This is a genomic window from Streptomyces sp. BK239 (assembly GCF_004217285.1).
Lineage (GTDB): Bacteria > Actinomycetota > Actinomycetes > Streptomycetales > Streptomycetaceae > Streptomyces.
The window spans coordinates 868,241-887,873 of record NZ_SHKS01000001.1; the positions used below are offsets into that span (position 1 = coordinate 868,241).

Annotated in this window: 17 protein-coding genes; 4 read left to right on the forward strand and 13 right to left on the reverse strand. The window is 72.8% G+C overall.

The annotated features are described in order from the left end of the window. Positions 1-93: 93 nt before the first annotated feature. Both EV567_RS03765 and glnA read right to left on the reverse strand, forming a co-directional pair. Complete coding sequence (locus tag EV567_RS03765; protein ID WP_130437117.1) at positions 94-351, reverse strand: hypothetical protein; 258 nt, start codon at positions 349-351, stop codon at positions 94-96. A gap of 149 nt (positions 352-500) precedes the next feature. Continuing rightward, positions 501-1,910 (reverse strand): type I glutamate--ammonia ligase, encoded by a 1,410-nt coding sequence (gene glnA, locus EV567_RS03770; protein WP_130437118.1) that lies wholly within the window; start codon positions 1,908-1,910, stop codon positions 501-503. Between the two features lie 221 nt (positions 1,911-2,131). On the opposite strand from glnA, the gene EV567_RS03775 reads away from it, so the two are divergent. Further along, positions 2,132-2,599: an RDD family protein gene (locus EV567_RS03775; RefSeq protein WP_130437119.1), complete on the forward strand. Its 468-nt coding sequence runs from the start codon at positions 2,132-2,134 to the stop codon at positions 2,597-2,599. Positions 2,600-2,680: 81 nt separating this feature from the next. On the opposite strand, the gene EV567_RS03780 is transcribed toward EV567_RS03775, so the two are convergent. The 4 genes from EV567_RS03780 to lipB all read right to left on the reverse strand — a co-directional run bounded on the left by EV567_RS03780 (position 2,681) and on the right by lipB (position 5,873). After that, entirely contained in the window at positions 2,681-3,382 is a 702-nt protein-coding gene (locus EV567_RS03780) for a DUF4191 domain-containing protein (protein WP_130437120.1), read from the reverse strand. A 69-nt stretch (positions 3,383-3,451) separates the two neighbouring features. Then, positions 3,452-3,652 carry a hypothetical protein gene (locus tag EV567_RS03785; protein ID WP_130437121.1) on the reverse strand — a complete coding sequence of 67 codons (201 nt, stop codon included), beginning with the start codon at positions 3,650-3,652 and terminating at the stop codon, positions 3,452-3,454. A 280-nt stretch (positions 3,653-3,932) separates the two neighbouring features. Beyond that, positions 3,933-4,922 carry a lipoyl synthase gene (gene lipA / locus EV567_RS03790; protein ID WP_130437122.1) on the reverse strand — a complete coding sequence of 330 codons (990 nt, stop codon included), beginning with the start codon at positions 4,920-4,922 and terminating at the stop codon, positions 3,933-3,935. A 132-nt stretch (positions 4,923-5,054) separates the two neighbouring features. Further along, entirely contained in the window at positions 5,055-5,873 is an 819-nt protein-coding gene (gene lipB / locus EV567_RS03795) for a lipoyl(octanoyl) transferase LipB (RefSeq protein WP_130437123.1), read from the reverse strand. A gap of 234 nt (positions 5,874-6,107) precedes the next feature. Here lipB and EV567_RS03800 point away from each other — a divergent pair, with 234 nt between their 5' ends. Further along, entirely contained in the window at positions 6,108-7,682 is a 1,575-nt protein-coding gene (locus EV567_RS03800) for a regulator (RefSeq protein ID WP_130437124.1), read from the forward strand. Positions 7,683-7,763: 81 nt separating this feature from the next. On the opposite strand, the gene EV567_RS03805 is transcribed toward EV567_RS03800, so the two are convergent. Then, on the reverse strand, positions 7,764-9,194 hold the full coding sequence (locus EV567_RS03805; RefSeq protein ID WP_130437125.1) for an NAD(P)/FAD-dependent oxidoreductase: 1,431 nt from the start codon (positions 9,192-9,194) through the stop codon (positions 7,764-7,766). 198 nt (positions 9,195-9,392) lie between these two features. Next, positions 9,393-10,292 (reverse strand): TIGR01777 family oxidoreductase, encoded by a 900-nt coding sequence (locus EV567_RS03810; protein ID WP_207228668.1) that lies wholly within the window; start codon positions 10,290-10,292, stop codon positions 9,393-9,395. A 71-nt stretch (positions 10,293-10,363) separates the two neighbouring features. Here EV567_RS03810 and EV567_RS03815 point away from each other — a divergent pair, with 71 nt between their 5' ends. Further along, positions 10,364-10,897, forward strand: coding sequence for a GNAT family N-acetyltransferase (locus EV567_RS03815; RefSeq protein WP_130437126.1), 534 nt, complete (start codon positions 10,364-10,366; stop codon positions 10,895-10,897). Between the two features lie 28 nt (positions 10,898-10,925). On the opposite strand, the gene EV567_RS03820 is transcribed toward EV567_RS03815, so the two are convergent. Further along, complete coding sequence (locus EV567_RS03820; protein ID WP_130437127.1) at positions 10,926-12,110, reverse strand: MarP family serine protease; 1,185 nt, start codon at positions 12,108-12,110, stop codon at positions 10,926-10,928. A gap of 198 nt (positions 12,111-12,308) precedes the next feature. On the opposite strand from EV567_RS03820, the gene EV567_RS03825 reads away from it, so the two are divergent. Continuing rightward, positions 12,309-13,163 (forward strand): peptidoglycan recognition protein, encoded by an 855-nt coding sequence (locus EV567_RS03825; protein WP_130437128.1) that lies wholly within the window; start codon positions 12,309-12,311, stop codon positions 13,161-13,163. On the opposite strand, the gene EV567_RS03830 is transcribed toward EV567_RS03825, so the two are convergent. The 4 genes from EV567_RS03830 to sucB all read right to left on the reverse strand — a co-directional run bounded on the left by EV567_RS03830 (position 13,153) and on the right by sucB (position 19,624). Then, positions 13,153-13,671 (reverse strand): DUF4240 domain-containing protein, encoded by a 519-nt coding sequence (locus EV567_RS03830; protein WP_130437563.1) that lies wholly within the window; start codon positions 13,669-13,671, stop codon positions 13,153-13,155. The genes EV567_RS03825 and EV567_RS03830 overlap by 11 nt on opposite strands. A 158-nt stretch (positions 13,672-13,829) precedes the next feature. Continuing rightward, entirely contained in the window at positions 13,830-16,541 is a 2,712-nt protein-coding gene (gene aceE / locus EV567_RS03835) for a pyruvate dehydrogenase (acetyl-transferring), homodimeric type (protein ID WP_130437129.1), read from the reverse strand. A 413-nt stretch (positions 16,542-16,954) separates the two neighbouring features. Then, entirely contained in the window at positions 16,955-17,593 is a 639-nt protein-coding gene (locus EV567_RS03840; protein ID WP_130437130.1) for a GntR family transcriptional regulator, read from the reverse strand. A gap of 216 nt (positions 17,594-17,809) precedes the next feature. Then, complete coding sequence (gene sucB / locus EV567_RS03845) at positions 17,810-19,624, reverse strand: 2-oxoglutarate dehydrogenase, E2 component, dihydrolipoamide succinyltransferase (RefSeq protein WP_130437131.1); 1,815 nt, start codon at positions 19,622-19,624, stop codon at positions 17,810-17,812. Positions 19,625-19,633 lie beyond the last annotated feature (9 nt).

Here is a 19,633-nt window from a genome sequence, read left to right on the forward strand (position 1 = left end):
AGCCCCAGTGTGCCCCCACCCACCCCATGAACCGGTCGCGCCCGCACCCAGGTGACGCAAAGGTTCACGGGCGAAAGGCCCGCGAGGGCTTCTCTAGTACGGCGACCGGTACTGCGCGTACCCCAGCAGGAAGATCACCGCGGCCACACAGCCCAGCACGATCGTCGTCGACACCCAGGACGATCTGCGCGGTGCGGCCGGGGTCGGGTCGGCGCGGAACGGCTGCGGCTCGGGCGGGTTCTCCTTCCAGCGGGCGGCCAGCATCCGGGCCCGCGCGGAAGGCTCCTTGTGCTCCGCCGCGTCCGCCCATCTGATGTCGAACTCCCGCTCCACGTCGTCCTGTTCGGACATCCCCGTCTCCCCGTCGCCTCTGTCGAACAGCTGTGCACGAACCATACGACGACCCGCCGGGCCCCTGCCAACGAAACGACGGCGCCCCCGCCCTGAGGAACAGGAGCGGGGGCGCCGGGAGCCTCACGCGTCACGCACGCGCGGTCCGGTCACACGTCGAAGTACAGCTCGAACTCGTGCGGGTGCGGACGCAGCTGGAGCGGCGCGATCTCGTTGGTGCGCTTGTAGTCGATCCACGTCTCGATCAGGTCGGACGTGAAGACGTCACCGGCGAGCAGGAACTCGTGGTCCGCCTCGAGGCGGTCCAGGACGGCCGGCAGCGAGGTCGGGACCTGCGCGACGCCCGCGTGCTCCTCGGGGGCCAGCTCGTAGAGGTCCTTGTCGATCGGCTCGGCCGGCTCGATCTTGTTCTTGATGCCGTCCAGGCCCGCGAGCAGCAGCGCGGAGAACGCCAGGTACGGGTTGCCGGAGGAGTCGGGCGCGCGGAACTCGACGCGCTTGGCCTTCGGGTTGGAGCCCGTGATCGGGATACGCATGGCCGCGGACCGGTTGCGCTGCGAGTACACCAGGTTGACCGGCGCCTCGAAGCCCGGGACCAGACGGTGGTAGGAGTTCACCGTCGGGTTGGTGAAGGCCAGCAGCGACGGGGCGTGCTTGAGGATGCCGCCGATGTAGTAGCGGGCCATGTCCGACAGGCCCGCGTAGCCGGCCTCGTCGTAGAACAGGGGGGAGCCGCCGGCCCACAGCGACTGGTGCACGTGCATGCCCGAGCCGTTGTCGCCGAAGATCGGCTTCGGCATGAAGGTCGCGGTCTTGCCGTTGCGCCAGGCGACGTTCTTCACGATGTACTTGAAGAGCTGGAGGTCGTCGGCCGCGGCGAGCAGCGTGTTGAACTTGTAGTTGATCTCGGCCTGGCCGGCGGTGCCCACCTCGTGGTGCTGGCGCTCGACCTTCAGGCCGTTCTTCTCCAGCTCCAGGGAGATCTCGGCACGCAGGTCGGCGAAGTGGTCGACCGGCGGGACCGGGAAGTAGCCGCCCTTGTAGCGGACCTTGTAACCGCGGTTGTCCTCCAGCGCACCGGTGTTCCAGGCGCCGGCCTCGGAGTCGATGTGGTAGAAGGACTCGTTCGCGGAGGTCTGGAAGCGCACGCTGTCGAAAACGTAGAACTCGGCCTCGGGGCCGAAGTACGCGGTGTCCGCGATACCGGTCGACGCGAGGTAGGCCTCGGCCTTCTTCGCCACGTTGCGCGGGTCACGGGAGTACTGCTCGCCCGTGATCGGGTCGTGGATGAAGAAGTTGATGTTCAGCGTCTTGTCACGGCGGAACGGGTCCACGCGCGCCGTCGACAGGTCGGCGCGCAGCGCCATGTCGGACTCGTGGATCGCCTGGAAACCGCGGATCGACGAGCCGTCGAACGCGAGCTCCTCGTCCGGGTCGAACGCCTCGACGGGCACCGTGAAGTGCTGCATGACGCCCGGCAGGTCGCAGAAGCGGACGTCGACGAACTTGACGTCCTCGTCCGCGATGAACTTCTTGGCCTCGTCGGCGTTCTGGAACATCCAGCTCCTCCTACTCCCGACCGTCGCGCCGGGGTGGTAGTTCGTTCGTGCGGCCAGTGCGGTGGCACACGCTGACCCCGACCCTAGGGACGGGTGATTTCTCGGGCGTGACCCATTTGTTTCGCAGAAGTTAACCGCCCTCGGTTCCACCGTAGCCCCGTCGGCGGGCGCCGCCACCCCCGCCGTGCCCGGGTCGTACGCGGGCGCAGTACCGTGGTCGGGTGGACAACAGGCAAGCACTCGGATCGTGGCTGTCCGGCCCCCGCGCGGCCATGGAGGACGCCGGCGCCGACTTCGGGTACCGGGGCGAGCAGCTCGGCCTGCCCGAGTCGGGACCCGGCTCGATCGCCCGCCCCGGCCGCCGGCTCGGCGCGCTGGCCGTCGACTGGGGGCTGTGCCTCCTGATCGCATACGGCCTGATCACCGACGGCTACGGGCAGGCGACGAGCAACTGGGCGTTGCTCATCTTCTTCGTGACCGGCGTGCTGACCGTCGGCACCCTCGGCTTCACCCCCGGCAAGCGGCTCTTCGGCCTGCGGGTGGTCGCCCTGGACACCGGCACGGTCAACCCGCTGCGCGCTCTGCTGCGCACCGCCCTGCTCTGCCTCGCCCTTCCGCCCCTGATCTGGGACCGCGACGGCCGTGGCCTCCACGACCGGCTGGCCAGGACCGTCGAAGTACGGATCTAGGATTTCAGGGAGAAGAGACGAAGGAGGGGCGCCCGGTCGACCGGGCGCCCCTCCTTCGTCGTCGACGGGGTCGGACAGGGGTCAGCGGGCCTTCGGGCCGCCCCTCGGCATGCGCATGCCCTTGGGCATCGGGCCCTTGGGCAGCGGCATGTTGCTCATCAGGTCGCCCATGGCGCGCAGCCGGTCGTTGGTGGACGTCACCTGGGGGCCGGTCAGCACCCGCGGCAGCTTCAGCATGGTGGTCCGCAGCTTCTTCAGCTCGACCTGTCCCTCGCCCGTGCCCACGATCAGGTCGTGCACCGGGACGTCCGCGACCACGCGGTTCATCTTCTTCTTCTCGGCGGCCAGCAGGCCCTTCACCCGGTTCGGGTTGCCCTCGGCGACCAGGACGATGCCGGCCTTGCCGACGGCCCGGTGCACCACGTCCTGGCTGCGGTTCATGGCCACCGCCGGCGTGGTGGTCCATCCTCGGCCGACGTTGTCCAGTACGGCCGCCGCAGCGCCCGGCTGGCCTTCCATCTGGCCGAAGGCGGCCCGCTCGGCCCTGCGGCCGAACACGATCGCCGTCGCGAGGAAGGCGAGCAGGAGGCCCAGGATGCCGAGATAGATGGGGTGGCCGATCAAGAAGCCGATCGCGAGGAAGACACCGAAGGTGACGATTCCGACAGCCGCGAGAACAAGACCGATCTTCTTGTCGGCCTTGCGAGTCATCTTGTAGGTCAGGGCGATCTGCTTCAGTCGCCCGGGGTTAGCGGCGTCCGCCGCCGTGTCCTTCCTCGCCATGCCACGCAGTCTACGTGGCCCCGGCGGCGCCGACGACGGCAGTGTCCGGCTGCTGGAAGGCCGGGGCGGTCAGGAGGTGACGGAGGTGAACTCCTCGAGGACGCGCTGCGCCTCGAAACGGTCCTTGGCGCGGCGGCGGTCCTCCAGCACGGAGGTCCAGGCGTTGCGCCGGGCGGTGCGCTGGCCGCCGCTCATGAGCAGGGACTCGACGGCGCGCAGGGCGTCGGTGAAGGAAGGGATCGCGGTGGCGCGGACGGGCGCGGCCTGCATGTGGAGGTCCCCCTCAGTGCGGCTTGGGCACGAAACGACGTGGTCGACGTGAAGTGATACCAGCGTCACTGTTTGGTGTTACCAGGGCGTGACCGACCGGTCAAACGTCCATGAAGCCCCGGTGCGCTGGGCATAAACGTCGACGCGGCCCTGACGTATGCCCTCATCTGCGAGGACGGTCAGGACCGCGTCGTTTCGGCCGCTACCGGCCAGTAGCCGCTTGTGCCCGAATTCACACGCTTGCCCGGCGGCCATCCGGGGAACGGCGATTGACCCGGTGTCAGACGGCCTGGGCTGCTGCGACCTCGTCGCCGCGCCGCGAAGCGGAGGACTCGCGCGACTCCATCGCCATCCCGTAGAGCCGGCCGGCGCGGTACGACGAACGCACCAGCGGACCCGACATCACACCGGAGAAGCCGATCTCCTCGGCCTCCTCCTTCAGCTCGACGAACTCCTGCGGCTTCACCCAGCGCTCCACCGGGTGGTGGCGCACCGAAGGCCGCAGGTACTGGGTGATGGTGATGAGCTCGCAGCCCGCCTCGTGCAGCTGGCGCAGCGCCTCGCTGACCTCCTCGCGGGTCTCGCCCATCCCGAGGATCAGGTTCGACTTGGTGACGAGCCCGTGGTCGCGGGCGGCGGTCAGCACGCCGAGGGAGCGCTCGTAGCGGAAGCCGGGGCGGATCCGCTTGAAGATGCGGGGCACGGTCTCGACGTTGTGCGCGAAGACCTCGGGCCGGGAGTCGAAGACCTCGCGCAGCAGCTCCGGGACGGCGTTGAAGTCGGGGGCGAGCAGCTCGACCTTGGTGTGGCCGCCCTCGCGCCCCGAGGTCTGCTGGTGGATCTGGCGCACGGTCTCCGCGTACAGCCAGGCCCCGCCGTCCTCCAGGTCGTCGCGGGCGACGCCGGTGATGGTGGCGTAGTTCAGGTCCATGGTGACCACGGACTCGCCCACGCGGCGCGGCTCGTCCCGGTCGAGGGCCTCGGGCTTGCCGGTGTCGATCTGGCAGAAGTCGCAACGCCGGGTGCACTGGTCGCCGCCGATGAGGAACGTCGCCTCGCGGTCCTCCCAGCACTCGTAGATGTTGGGACAGCCGGCTTCCTGGCAGACGGTGTGCAGCCCCTCGCTCTTCACGAGCTTCTGCATCTGCGTGTACTCGGGGCCCATTTTCGCCCGGGTCTTGATCCACTCGGGCTTGCGCTCGATGGGGGTCTGGCTGTTGCGGACCTCCAGGCGCAGCATCTTGCGTCCGTCGGGTGCGACTGCGGACACGACCGGCTCCCTAGCGATTGATTCTTCGGCGGCTTTAAGCGTACGCCCGTTGATTCGAAACCCGGTGCGGGTGTCGGCCCCGCTGGGGGCTGCCGCCCCCAGGACCCCGCTCCGGCCGGGACGGCCTCGTCCTCAGACGCCGGACGGGCTCAGGGGTGCTGGCGTCTCCTCGATGACCCGCGGCTTCAGGTCGGCGTTCCCCAGTACGTCCGTCAGATGGCGCTCCACGACGGGCAGGACCTCCTCGATGGTCACCTCGCGGCCCAGCTCGTGGGAGAGGGAGGTGACGCCCGCGTCGCGGATGCCGCAGGGGATGATCTTGTCGAAGTTGGATGTGTCCGGGTTCACGTTCAGGGCGAAGCCGTGCATGGTGACGCCCTTGGCGACCCGGATGCCCATGGCGCAGATCTTGCGGTCCTCGCGCCGCTGGCCGGCGTTGGAGGGGGCGTACTCGGGGCCGTTGAGGCGGGGGTCGAACTCGTCGTCGGTCAGCCGGGGGTCGAAGTCGAGGGAGAGCCCGCCCAGTGCGGGGCGCTGCTCCACCGGGTCGCCGAGGACCCAGACCCCGGCCCGGCCCTCCACCCGGCTGGTCTCCACGCCGAACTCCGCGCAGACCCGGATCATCGCGTCCTCCAGGCGGCGCAGGTGGGCCACGACGTCCACCGGGCGCGGGAGCTTCTGGATGGGGTAGCCGACCAGCTGGCCCGGGCCGTGCCAGGTGATCTTCCCGCCGCGGTCCACGTCGACGACCGGCGTTCCGTCCAGCGGCCGCTCGTCGTCCGCCGTGCGCCGGCCCGCCGTGTACACCGGGGGGTGCTCCAGCAGCAGGACGGTGTCGGGGACCTCGTCGGCGAACCGGGCCGCGTGCACCCGGCGCTGCTCGTCCCAGGCCTCCTGGTACTCGACGGCGTCCGCGCCGAACCCCATACGGACGAACCGCAGCTCGCTCACGGTAAAGCGCCTCCCTAGACGTGACTGGCGCGAATCGCGCCCACGCCACTGTACGTCCGCCCCCGGCACGTCAGCCGTGCGGCCAATCCTCACACGATCGGATGAATGAACGTCGAGATGTGCGACCGCATGCTCACGCTCAGCTACATTCGCGCCGTTCACGAGGCCATTAGGGCTGCTCACAGGGCAATCCGGGCACTTCAGCAGCCCGGAAGGCAGGAGACCGCACCGCAGATGACGGAACGACCCGCGCAGCGCACTCCCAACCGCCAACTCGCCGCGCTCATCGCAGAAGCGGGCTTCTCCAACGCGGGTCTGGCCCGGCGCGTCGACCAGCTCGGTCTCGAACACGGCCTGGACCTCAGATACGACAAGACCTCCGTCACCCGGTGGCTGCGCGGTCAGCAGCCCCGGGGCACCACTCCCGCCCTCATCGCCGAGGTCTTCACCCGGCGTCTGGGCCGCCGGCTGACCGCCCAGGACCTCGGCCTGGACGCCTGCGCGCCCGTGTACGCGGGACTGGAGTTCGCCGGCACGCCCGAGGAGGCCGTCGACATCGTCGGCGGGCTCTGGCGCAAGGACTCCGGCAGCCATGCCGAACTCCGCAAGATCGCCTTCACCCCGGCAGGTCTCGTGGTGCCCAGCCGGGACTGGCTGATCGGGCGCGCGGACGACAGGGTCGCGCGCGAGCAGCCGTCGGCGGGGGCCGTGGCCCCGGCGCCGGCCCCCGCCGCCGCGGGAGCAGGGGCGCTCCCCGCGCCGGGCGGAGCGGCGGTGGTGGCCCGGGTGCCGTCCCAGGCGCGTCCCGGGGGCAGGCCCGCCGCCCCGCCGGGCGGCGTCGGCAGGGCCGGGCCCGGCGGGTCCGGGGTGCCCCGGCAGCGGGGCCCCGTCGAGCGCGGCCCCGGCCAGCGGGTCACCGGCGGCGACATCGCGGCGCTCCGCTCCGTCGGCGAACTCTTCCGCACCCTCGACGACATGTACGGCGGCGGCCACGCCCGCCAGGCCCTCGTGCGCTACCTGGAGCACGAGTGCGAGCCGATGCTGCGCGGCGCCTACGGCGAGCAGACCGGACGCCGGCTTTTCGCCGCCGCCGCCGACCTCACCCGCCTCGCCGGCTGGACCTCCTTCGACATCGCCGCGCACGGGCTCGCCCAGCGGTACTTCGTACAGGCGCTGCGGCTGTCGCAGGCCGCCGGGGACCGGGCGTACGGGGCGTACGTGCTGGTCACCATGAGCCGCCAGGCCGTCTACCTCGGCCACGGGCGGGAGGCGGTGCAGCTCGCGCGCGTCGCCCAGCAGGGCGTCGGCGGCGGCGCGCCGCCCGTCGTCCAGGCGCTGCTGCACGCGGCGGAGGCGCGGGGGCACGGGACGCTGGGGGAGGTGCGGGCGTGCACCGCCTCCCTGGTGCGGGCGGAGCGGGCGCTGGAGACGGCCAAGCCGGGGGACGAGGTGCCGTTCTGGGCCCGGTTCTTCGACGAGGGGCAGCTCGCCGACGAGTTCGGGCACTGCCACCGGGATCTCCAGCAGTTCCGGGCGGCGGCGCAGCACGCCGAACGCTCCTTGCGGCTGCGCCCCGCGGGGTACGCGCGCAGCCGGCTCCTGTGCCGGGTGGTGCTGGCGTCGGCGCGACTGGGCCTGGGGGAGCTGGAACAGGCGTGCCTGCTGGCGGCCGAGGCCGCCGGCCAGGCCGCCGAGATGCGCTCCGTGCGGGCGGTGGAGTACGTACGGGACTTCGAGCGGCGCCTGGAGCCCTACCGGGACGCGGGCCCGGCCAGGGTGTACCGCGAGAGGGTGGCGGCGCTGGGCTGACGGACGGCGGCGGGGGCGGCCGAAGGGCCCCGCACGGGCCGGGGGCTCCGGGGCGGAGCCCCCGGAGCCCCTCCAGTGCGTTCAGGCCGCTGCCTGCCGGGGCGCCGTCGGTGCGGGGTCGGCCGAGTGGAGGGACCCGGCGGCCCCGAGGTCGGTGAGGATCGCCGCCGCCGCCCGATGAGCCGAGTGCAACGCCCCCTGCACGGTGCTGCTGTCCCGGTGGTCGCCGCACACGTACAGCCCCGCCAGCAGCCGCACCGGCCGCCGCAGATCGTGCGGAGCCGGCATCGCGGGGACCGCCTCCGGGGTGTGGTGCACGGCGAGCGTCTCCCAGCGTGCGGTCGGGACGCCGTACAGCCGGGCGAGATGGATACGGACCGCAGTGTCGACGCCGGCCGGCGGCGGGCCGAGGACTGTGGAGGAGATCAGCGTCCGCCCGGCCGGCGCCCGGCTCGGGTCGACCTCGCTGACCACCGCCGTGTGGGCGACCGGACCGCCCCGGTCGGCGTCCAGGACCAGCGAGGCCCCGGTCGCCGGCGGCTCGTCGGTCGTGTGGTGCAGGACCGTCACGGGGTGGAAGCCGGGCACCCGCAGCCCGGGCAGCAGCTCCGCCGCCGTACGGGCGTCGGTCGCCACCAGCACCGCCCGGCACCGGAACACCCCGTGCTCGGCGGTCGCCACCTCGGTCGTCGACACCGAGGTGACCCGCACCCCCGTGTGCACGGTCCCCGCCGGCAGCGTCCGCGCGAGCAGCTCCGGCAGCACGTCCGCGCCGCCCTCCGGCAGGCACAGCCGCCCGGCGGCGAACGCGTGCAGCGCGAGGTCGGCGCACCGGCTGGAGGTGGTGAGCGCCGGGTCGCACAGCAGCGCGGCGAGCAGCGGACGCAGGAAGCCGTCGATGGTACGGGCGGGTAGCCCGCGGGCCGCCAGGGCCTGCGCGGCCGGCGCCTCGGGGCGGCGCAGCAGGTGCTCCACGGGCGTGGCCGCGAGCCGGGTCAGCGCGGCGCCGAGCCGCGCCTGGTCCACGGCGGTGCCCAGCGGCGCCCCCGCACGCACCCGCGGCGGGACCGCCACAGCCCCGGGCGCGGCGGCGCGCGGCTTGGACAGCCCTCCGGGGCGAGGCAGCGCCCCCGGCCGAGGGGCGCTCGCCAGGGCGCGCACGGCGTGAAGTGCGCCCCTCGCGCTCCGTGCACCTCCCGCGCCCGGCTGTGCGCCCGCACGGTGGCGGCTTCCGTCGCTGTGCAGCAGCACTCCCGGGGCGAACGGACGCAGCACCAGAGCGTCCAGCCCCGGGGAGAGCGTCAGTTCGGGATACGCCGTGGACAACAGCTGTCCGATGCGGTCGAGCCGGAAACCGTCGACCTTCTCGGTCGCCATGCGGCCGCCCACACAAGGGGCGGCCTCCAGGACCGTCGTCGTCAGTCCTGCGCCGGTCAGCCGATGCGCCGCGGAGAGACCGGCGACCCCGGCCCCCACGATGACGACGTCTGCCTGGTAAGCGGGCTCAAGCACGTGCCCCTCCTCGCCTCGAGGTTGCGCGGCCGGTGGAGACGTGATGCCCCCAACAGGCTTCCGGGATACCCGAGTTCGGATCGAGGGTAGGGCCGCGAACGGTCGGGAACAGTCGCACATGGACGGGGCACGGTCGCACGGCGGTCGCATACGACCCTCGGTCGAAACCACCTGACCCGACAGTGAACTGACGGTGTCTCAGGCGGCGCGCAGGGCGTCCTCGATCCCGGGGAACGCGAAGGTGAACCCCGACTCCAGCAGCCGCTTCGGCACCACCCGCGCGCTGCCCAGCACGTCCCCGGCCATCTCGCCCAGCGCCGCCCGCAGCACCGGCGCCGGCACCGGGAACAGCGTCGGCCGGCGCAGCACCCGCCCCATCGCCGCCGTGATCTCACGGTTCGTCAGGGGCTCCGGCGCGGTCAGGTTGAACGGCCCCGACAGGTCGTCCCGGTCCAGCAGATGCCGCAGCGCCGCGACCTCGTCGTGCAGCGACACGAACGACCAGTACTGCCGTCCGTCGCCCATCCGTCCGCCCAACCCGGCCTGGAAGAGCGGGAACAGCCGCCCCCAGGCGCCGCCGCCCCGGGCGACGACCAGCCCGGTGCGCGCGAACACCGTCCGCACGCCCGCCTCCGCGGCGGGGGCCGCGGCCGCCTCCCACTCCACGCACAGCTCCGGCAGGAAACCCCGCCCGGCGGGCGCGTCCTCGTCGACGACCCGCTCGCCCGTCTCGCCGTAGAAACCGATGGCACTGCCGTTGACGAGGACCCGCGGCCGGTCCCGCTCGGGCAGCGAGGCCACCGCGCGGGCCAGCGCCGCCGTGCCGTGCACCCGGCTGTCGTGGATCCGCTTCTTGTAGGCGTCCGTCCAGCGGTGGTCCCCCACGCCCGCGCCCGCCACGTTGACCACCGCGTCGCACCCGGCGAGCCCGGCCTCGTCCACCCGCCCCCGCTCCGGATCCCAGCGCACCTCGCCGTCGCCCCGGGGCGCACGGCGCACCAGGCGCACCACCTCGTGCCCGTCCGCGGCCAGGGACCGCACCAGGGCGCCGCCGATGAGACCGGACGCGCCGGCCACCACGATTCGCGTAGCTACCATGCCGCCATCCTGCCCGGAACCCGCGGAAAACCCCGCCCCGAACCCGGCGGACGGACCATAGGGTGACCCGCATGCCCACCGCCCCCGACGCCCCGCGCACACCCCCGTGCCCGCACCCCGACGCCCCGCGCATACGCCCGGCCAGGCCCGCAGACGACGACGCCCTCGCCCTCCTCGACCGGCTGACCTGGTCCCCGCTGCACGCCGTCACGCCGGAGCCGCAGCCGCCGTACGGGCCCTTCTTCGACGAACGCCACCTCCCCGGGGACCACTTGGTCGCCGAACTCGGCCCCCGCCTCGTCGGCTACATCCGCCTCGGCTTCCCCACCGGCCTCGCCTGCAACGCCCATGTCCGGCAGATCCAGGGCCTCGCCGTCGCCGACGAGGCGCGCGGCCGCGGAGTGGGGCGGGCTCTGCTCCGCGCGGCCGTCGAGGAGGCCCGCCGGCGCGGCGCACGCCGGCTCACCCTGCGCGTCCTCGGCCACAACGCCCCCGCCCGGGCGCTCTACGCGTCCGAGGGCTTCGTGGTGGAGGGCGTCCTGCCGCAGGAGTTCCTGCTGCGCGGGGAGTACGTCGACGACGTCTTCATGGGGCGCCCCCTGTAGCCGCGCTCGGCGACGGTGGTGCGCCCGCTCACGACTCGATCAGGCCGCCCGTGTCCACCGCCTGCGTCGCCGTCGCCGCGCGTTCGGCGTCGTCGGCGACCTCCGCCGCCGTCAGGACGTAGCCCGTCTCGGCGTCCGAGGTGGAGCGGGCGAAGACCACGCCGAAGACCATGCCGTCGGTGGTCAGCAGCGGCCCCCCGGAGTTGCCCGGCCGGACGGTCGAGCGGATCGAGTAGATCTCGCGGGTGACCGTCGCGTCGTTGTAGATGTTCCGGCCGATCGCGTCCACCCGGCCCGCGACCGTCGCCGCCTGGAGGTCGAGGCCGCCGTCCTGCGGATAGCCCGCGACCACCGCCGCGTCCCCGCGGGAGGCCGCCTCGTCGAAGCGCAGCAGCGGCGCGCGCAGGTTCGGGACGTACAGCACGGCCACGTCCTTGGCCGGATCGAACAGCACCACCTTCGCGTCGTACGAGGGTCCCACGCCCCCGATCCGCACGGTCGGGTAGTCGATGCCCGCCACCACGTGCGCGTTGGTCATCACATGCTCGGCCGCGTACACGAACCCACTGCCCTCGCGGCCCTGGCTGCCGGCGGCGCCCTCGACCTTCACCGTGCTCAGCTTGGCCGCGCTGGTCGCGGCCGGCGTCACGTTGTCACCGGAGGGCCTGGCGACCTCGGCCGTCGACTCCGTCTCGAACGGGTTGAACACCTGCGGGAAGCCCGCCTGGGTGAGCGCGGACGTCGCCCGCGCGAACCACGCCGGGGTGGTGTCCGGCATCGAGTGCTGCACCGTGCCCAGCAGCCGGGACTCCCGGATCGCCGACGTCACCATCGGCGACGCCGACGCGCCCAGCACGCTCGCCGCCACCCACGACACGATCAGCACCGCCGCCGCGTTCGCCGCGGCCCCGCCGACCCCGTCGGCCACCCGCAACGGTCCCCGGTCCAGCTCCCTGCGCAGCCGCAACGCCAGCCGACTCGCCAGCTCGTGCCCGACCGCCGCCGGCACCAGCACCGTGAGCACCGCCGTCACCGTCGCCGCCGTCGTACCCGTCGTCACCAGGCCCATCACCCACGGCAACGCCCAGACGCCCACCGCCGCGCCACCCACGAAACCGGCGAGCGACACACAGCCGGCCACCAGGCCGCGCCGGTACCCCGAGGCCGCGTACGCCAGCATCACCAGCACCAGCAGGATGTCGAGCAGGTCCACGCGGCCGCCTTTCTCAGGGATCCTCTAGTACGTGCGGGACCGGCCCGGTGATCAGCCGTGATTCGGCCACACGCGCGGGGGAGGACCTAACCGGTCACGCGTGCGTCTACCCGGAAAACGGTGCGGACAGGGACGATGGTTCCACCACGTGGCACACCACACATCGCGGACCGGTACGAACCCACCGACAGTGGGACCATGCGTGCCATCCGACAGGCCGCCCACCTCAGGGCGCGAGGACGGCCCCCGGCGCGCCCGCCCAGGCCGCTCCTCATGATCCTCGCCTGCCTGCCCGGGCTCGCCGTCCTCGCCCTGGTGCTGTGCGCGGACCGCGCCGAGCGCGCCGCCACCGCCCGCGCCCTGCCCTCCGCCGGCCCCCGTCACACCGTGGCGCACCTCGCCCCCCGGCCGCCCGTCGTACCGCGCTCCGTCTGGCTCGCGGACCTCGCCGGCCGCACCCAGCCGCCGCCCCGCCTCGACGACCGGGTCGTCGCCGTCTTCGTCCACCACACCGACTCGCCCAACGCCTACGACTGCGCCGACGCGCCCCGCGTCATCCGCCATCTCTACGCCGGCCAGACCGGCGCCCGGGGCTGGGACGACATCGGCTACAACTTCCTCGTCGACCGCTGCGGAACCATCTACGAGGGCCGCGCCGGCGGGATCGACCGCGCCGTCACCGGCGCGCACACCCAGGGCTTCAACCACCGCACGGCGGGCGTCGCCGCGCTGGGCACCTTCACCGCCGGGACGCACGTGCCGCAGCCGATGCTCGACGCGATCGCGGCCCTCGCCGCCTGGAAACTCGGCCCCGCCGGAATCGACCCCAGGGCGACGGTCCGGCTGACCTCCAGCAGCAGCCGCAGCCGCTACGACGCCGGCGTCACCGTCTCCCTGCCCGCGCTCGCCGGCCACGACGACGGCTTCGAGACGACCTGCCCCGGCGCCGCCCTCACCGCGCGCCTGCCTCAGATCCGGCGGACGGCGGCCCGGCTCCAGGGCCGCACCGACGCCACCTCGGTCCCCGCGTCCACAGGAACGCTCACTCCTTGAACCGCTCCCACAGCCGGGGATAGCGCTCGGCGAGGACGCGGGCGTTCTCGAAGTCCAGTGGCGTGCCCTCGGGTTCCGCCCGCGCGGGCGGGATGCCCAGGTCCGGGGCGACGGTCCCGGTGAGCTGTTCGTAGGCCTCGTCGGCCGCGTAGCCGAGTTCCTCGCCGTCGCCGTCGATCTCCTCGTCGAAGTCGCCCAGCAGGTCGGCGAGCGAGTCCGGATCGTGCACCGCCCCCTCGTAGACCTCCCGGCCCTGGCCGATCAGCCAGCAGCGGAAGAAGTCGAAGGCGTCGTCGCTCGCCCCGTCCAACAGCACCCAGGCCGCGCCCCACAGATCCCAGGTGTACGCCCGGTTGTAGCGGGCTTCGAAGTGACGGGCGAAGTCCAGCACCAGATCCGGGTCCAGCCGCAGCAGCCGGTCCACGAGCACGTCGGCCTGTTCCTCGGGGTCCCCCTCGGCGGCCTCACGGGCGGCGTCGACCAGCTCCCAGAACTCCGTCTCGTCCATCACGGGTCCCAGCATCGTGCCTGGAGGGGCGGGACGCACCCGGAGTGCGGCGCATTCACCGCCCCGGTACGGCTCCACGAACGCCGCCGGGACAGGACCGGCCCAGGGGGTCGAGAAGGCGAGCCTCCTCGACCCCCTGGGCCGGTCCGACGGAACTACTACAGCCCGTACCGGGCCCGGGCCTCCTTCACGGCCGTCGCCTGCACCTCGCCCCGCTTCGCCAGCTGGGCCAGGGCCGCGACGACGATCGACGGCGCGTCGACGCCGAAGTGACGGCGGGCCGCCTCACGGGTGTCGGAGAGACCGAAGCCGTCCGCGCCGAGGGAGGAGTAGTCCTGCTCGACCCACTGGGCGATCTGGTCGGGGACCTGGCGCATGTAGTCGGAGACCGCGAGCACCGGGCCCTCCGCGCCGTTCAGCGCCTGCCGGACGTACGGGATGCGCTCCTCGCCGCGCAGCAGGGCCGCGTCGGCCTCCAGCGCGTCCCGGCGCAGCTCCGTCCACGAGGTCGCCGACCACACGTCGGCGGCCACGCCCCAGTCCTCGGCGAGCAGCTTCTGCGCCGCGAGCGCCCAGTGGATCGCCGTGCCGGAGCCGAGCAGCTGGACGCGCGGCGCGTTGGCGGCCGGGGCGAGCCCCGCCGACTCCGCGGTGTTGAAGCGGTACAGGCCCTTGACGATGCCCTCGTCGATGCCGAGGCCCGACGGCTTGGCCGGCTGCGGCATCGGCTCGTTGTAGACGGTGAGGTAGTAGAAGACGTCCTGGTCCTCACCGTCGGCCGCCTCGCCGTACATCCGGCGCAGACCGTCCTTGACGATCGTGGCGACCTCGTACGCGAACGCCGGGTCGTACGTCAGCGCCGCCGGGTTGGTCGCGGCGATGACCGGGGAGTGGCCGTCGGCGTGCTGCAGGCCCTCGCCCGTCAGCGTCGTACGGCCCGCCGTGGCGCCGACGAGGAAGCCGCGGCCGAGCTGGTCGCCCAGCTGCCACATCTGGTCGGCCGTGCGCTGCCAGCCGAACATCGAGTAGAAGATGTAGAACGGGATCATGGCCTCGCCGTGCGTCGCGTACGACGTGGACGCGGCGATGAAGTCGGCCATCGAACCGGCCTCGGTGATCCCCTCGTTGAGGATCTGCCCGTTCTGGGCCTCCTTGTAGTACATCAGCTGGTCGCGGTCGACCGGCTCGTACGTCTGGCCCTTGGGGGAGTAGATCCCGAGCGATGGGAAGAGCGACTCCATGCCGAAGGTGCGCGCCTCGTCGGGGACGATCGGCACCCAGCGCTTCCCGGTCTCCTTGTCGCGGACCAGGTCCTTGACCAGGCGGACGAAGGCCATCGTGGTGGCGACGTTCTGCGAGCCGGAGCCCTTGTCGAAGGAGGCGAACGTCTTCTCCGCGGGCGCGGGCAGCGGCGCGACCGGGTGCACGCGGCGGGCCGGGGCGGGGCCGCCGAGGGCGGCCCGGCGCTCCTGGAGGTAGCGGACCTCGGGCGAGTCGGCGCCGGGGTGGCTGTAGGGGACGACCCCGTCCTCGAACCGCGCGTCCGGGATCGGCAGTTCGAGCAGGTCGCGCATGGCCTTGAACTCGTCCACCGTCAGCTTCTTCATCTGGTGGTTGGCGTTCTTCGACGCGAAGCCCGGGCCGAGGGTGTGGCCCTTGACCGTCTGCGCCAGGATGACCGTCGGCGCGCCCTTGAACTCGACCGCGGCCTTGTAGGCGGCGTACACCTTGCGCGCCTCGTGGCCGCCTCGGGAGAGGTGGAAACACTCGAGGATCTTGTCGTCGCTCAGCAGCTTCGCCATCTCGGCGAGCGCCGGGTCCTTGCCGAAGAAGTCCTCGCGGATGTAGGCGGCGTCGCGGGTCTGGTACGTCTGCACCTGGGCGTCCGGCACCTCGCGCAGGCGGCGGACGAGCGCGCCGGTGGTGTCGAGCTGGAGCAGCTCGTCCCAGGCGGTGCCCCACAGCGTCTTGACGACGTTCCAGCCGGCGCCGCGGAACTGGGCCTCCAGCTCCTGCACGATCTTGAAGTTGGCGCGGACGGGACCGTCGAGGCGCTGCAGGTTGCAGTTGATGACGAAGGTCAGGTTGTCCAGGCCCTCGCGGCTCGCCAGCGCGAGCGCGGCCGTCGACTCGGGCTCGTCCATCTCGCCGTCGCCGAGGAAGGCCCAGACGTGGGAGGCGGAGACGTCCTTGATGCCGCGGTTGGTCAGATAGCGGTTGAAGCGCGCCTGGTAGATCGCGGAGAGCGGGCCGAGGCCCATCGACACCGTCGGGAACTCCCACAGCCAGGGCAGCCGGCGCGGGTGCGGGTAGGACGGGAGGCCGTTGCCCGCCGCCTCCTGGCGGAAGTTGTCGAGGTGGTGCTCGTTGAGCCGGCCGTCGAGGAAGGCGCGGGCGTAGATGCCGGGGGAGGCGTGGCCCTGGATGTAGAGCTGGTCGCCCGAGCCGGGGGAATCCTGCGATTCCTTGCCCTTGAAGAAGTGGTTGAAGCCGGTCTCGTAGAGCCAGGCCGCGGAGGCGAATGTGGCGATGTGGCCGCCGACGCCGTGCTTGCTGCCCCTGGTCACCATCGCGGCCGCGTTCCAGCGGTTCCAGGCGGTGATCCGGGCCTCCAGCGCCTCGTCGCCGGGGGCGGCGGGCTCGGCGGAGGTGGGGATGGTGTTGACGTAGTCCGTCTCGAGCAGCTTGGGCAGCGCGATGCCGTTGCCCTCGGCACGCTCCAGCGTGCGCCGCATCAGGTACGCGGCACGGTGCGGCCCGGCCGCCTGGGCGACCGCGTCCAGCGAGGCCTGCCATTCGGCGGTCTCCTCCGGGTCCCGGTCGGGGAGCTGGTCGAGCGCGCTCGGCTGGTTGGCGTGGGGGTCGGTCATGTCGCCGCCTTCCTCAGTCGAAGGGGGTTCCCTCATCGGTCGGGGGATCGGGGTGCCCTTGTTCTTGGCAGGACAGGGCGGTGGGGCTCGGGTGAGAGCCCGTCGGCGACAATAACCCGGTGATCGATGATCGATCAAAGGGTTGCGGGGCAAAACCTCTTGATCACGAGAAAGTCGGCACGGGGTGTCTCCGACGGGGGCACGGGGTGTCTTTGTGGGCGGAGTTTTTGCAGGTGAGGTGAGATGGGGGGTGTGGGTGCCGGTGCGGCTGCGGGTTGGTGGGGGCTGGGCGCGCAGTTCCCCGCCCCTAGGGGGTCGTCGCTGGGGTGGGGGAGTGGTGCCGTCGGCTGGGGGGTGTGGGTGCGGGTTGTGGGGGCTTGGCGCGCCGTTCCCCGCGCCCCTTGGGGGCGGGGTCAGGGGGTTGGGTCTGCTGCTCGGGGGGCGCAGCCGAGGACGTGGTTCTTCACCAGGCGGCCTATGTCGGGGTCGCGGTTCTGGAAGGCCTCCACCAGGGCCTGGTGCTCCTCCGCGTACGACTGCTGGACCGTGCCCAGCCAGCGGATCGACAGGGCCGTGAAGACCTCGATGCCCAGGCCCTCCCAGGTGTGCAGCAGCACCGAGTTGCCCGCCGCGCGCACCAGTTCGCGGTGGAAGCCCACCGTGTGCCGCACCTGCCCGGTGCCGTCGGCGGCGCGGTCGGCCTCGTAGAGCGCCGCCACGTGCGTCTCCAGGGCCGAGCAGTCCTCCGCCAGCCGCGCGGCCGCCAGTTCCGCCGCGATCGCCTCCAGACCGGCCCGGACCGGGTAGCTCTCCTCCAGGTCGGCCGCCGTCAGGTTCCGCACCCGGACGCCCTTGTTCGGCGCGGACTCGATCAGCCGCAGCGACTCCAGCTCGCGCAGCGCCTCCCGCACCGGCGTCTGGCTGACCTCCAGCTCGGTGGCGATCCGCCGCTCCACGATCCGCTCGCCCGGCTTCCAGCGACCGCTGACGATCCCCTCCACGATGTGCTCGCGGATCTGTTCGCGCAGCGAGTGGACGACGGGCGCGGTCATGAGTGCTCCTTAGGGAGGGGCCGCGCATCGGCCCCTGGGGCGGCGGTGACGTGGAGAAACAATACGGCCGTCAGCCCGCGCCGGAAGGTGCGCGGGGGCGCTTTCCCGCAGGTGAGACGAGACTTACACGCCTGGGTAACACGACGGCGCCCCCACCGGAAGCCCGAGGGCTCCGGAGGGGGCGCCGTACGACCGTGCGCGGGTCGGCGGAAGGGCTCAGAGGCCGAGCTCGACCTCGAACTCGCCGGCCTCCAGGATCGCCTTCACCGCGGTCAGGTAACGCGCGGCGTCGGCGCCGTCCACCAGACGGTGGTCGTAGGACAGGGTCAGGTACGTCATGTCGCGGACGCCGATGACCGTGCCCTCCTCCGTCTCGATGACGGCCGGACGCTTCACCGTGGCACCGATGCCGAGGATCGCGACCTGGCCCGGCGGCACGATGATCGTGTCGAAGAGCGCACCGCGCGAACCGGTGTTGGAGACGGTGAAGGTCGCGCCGGACAGCTCGTCCGGGGTGATCTTGTTGGCGCGGACCTTGCCCGCGAGCTCCGCCGTGGCCTTGGCGATGCCGGCGATGTTGAGGTCGCCCGCGTGCTTGATGACCGGGGTCATCAGGCCCTTCTCGGAGTCCACCGCGATCCCGACGTTCTCGGAGTCGAAGTAGGTGATCGTGCCCTCGGCCTCGTTGATCTTGGCGTTGATGACCGGGTGGGCCTTCAGCGCCTGGGCCGCCGCCTTCACGAAGAACGGCATCGGCGAGAGCTTGACGCCCTCGCGCGCGGCGAAGGAGTCCTTGGCCTTGGCGCGGAGCTTCATCAGGCGGGTGACGTCGACCTCGACGACCGAGGACAGCTGCGCCTGCTCGTGCAGGGCCTTGACCATGTTGTCGCCGATGACCTTGCGGATGCGCGGCATCTTGACGGTCTGGCCACGGAGGGGGGAGGCCTCCAGGGTGGGCGCCTTCTTGGCGGCCGGGGCAGCGGCGGCGGCCGGGGCCGGAGCGGCGGCGGCGGCCTTCGCGGCCTCGGCGGCGGAGAGCACGTCCTGCTTGCGGATCCGGCCGCCGACACCGGTGCCCTTGACGGAGCCCAGGTCGACGCCGTTCTCGGCGGCGAGCTTGCGCACCAGCGGGGTCACGTACGCGCCGTCGTCACCGGCGCCCGAGGCGGCGGGGGCGGGCGCGGCCGGGGCCGCCGGGGCGGGAGCCGGTGCGGGCGCGGGAGCCGGAGCGGACGGGACCGGCTCGGGAGCCGGGGTGGTCTGCTGCTGCGGGGCCGGAGCCGTGGGCGCCTGCGGAGCCGGGGCCGCAGCGGCGGGCGCCGCCGGGGCCGGAGCGGGCGCGGCCGGGGCGGGGGCCTCGGCGGCCGGGGCCGGGGCGGCGGGGGCCGGAGCGGCGGCCGGAGCCGCGCCCGGGGCGCCGATGACGGCCAGCTTGGCGCCGACCTCGGCGGTCTCGTCCTCGCCGACGACGATCTCGAGCAGCACACCGGCGGTGGGCGCCGGGATCTCGGTGTCGACCTTGTCCGTCGACACCTCCAGCAGCGGCTCGTCGGCCTCGACGGAGTCGCCGACCGACTTCAGCCAGCGGGTGACGGTGCCCTCGGTGACGGACTCGCCCAGCGCGGGCAGGACCACGTCGGTGCCCTCGGCGGAACCGCCGCCGGCAGCGGCCTCGGCGGTGGGAGCGGGGGCCGGGGCCTCCTGCTCGGTGGAGGGGGCGGCCGCGGCCGGCTCGGGAGCGGGCTCGGCGACCGGCTCGGCGGCCGGGGCCGGGGCGGCGGCCGGCGCGCCGGTGCCGTCGTCGATGAGGGCCAGCTCGGCGCCGACCTCCACGGTCTCGTCCTCGGCGACCTTGATGGAGGCCAGGATGCCGGCGGCGGGCGAGGGGATCTCGGTGTCGACCTTGTCGGTCGACACCTCCAGCAGCGGCTCGTCGGCCTCGACGCGCTCGCCCTCGGCCTTCAGCCAGCGGGTGACAGTGCCCTCGGTGACGCTCTCGCCGAGCGCCGGAAGGGTTACGGAAACCGCCATGGTTTCTGT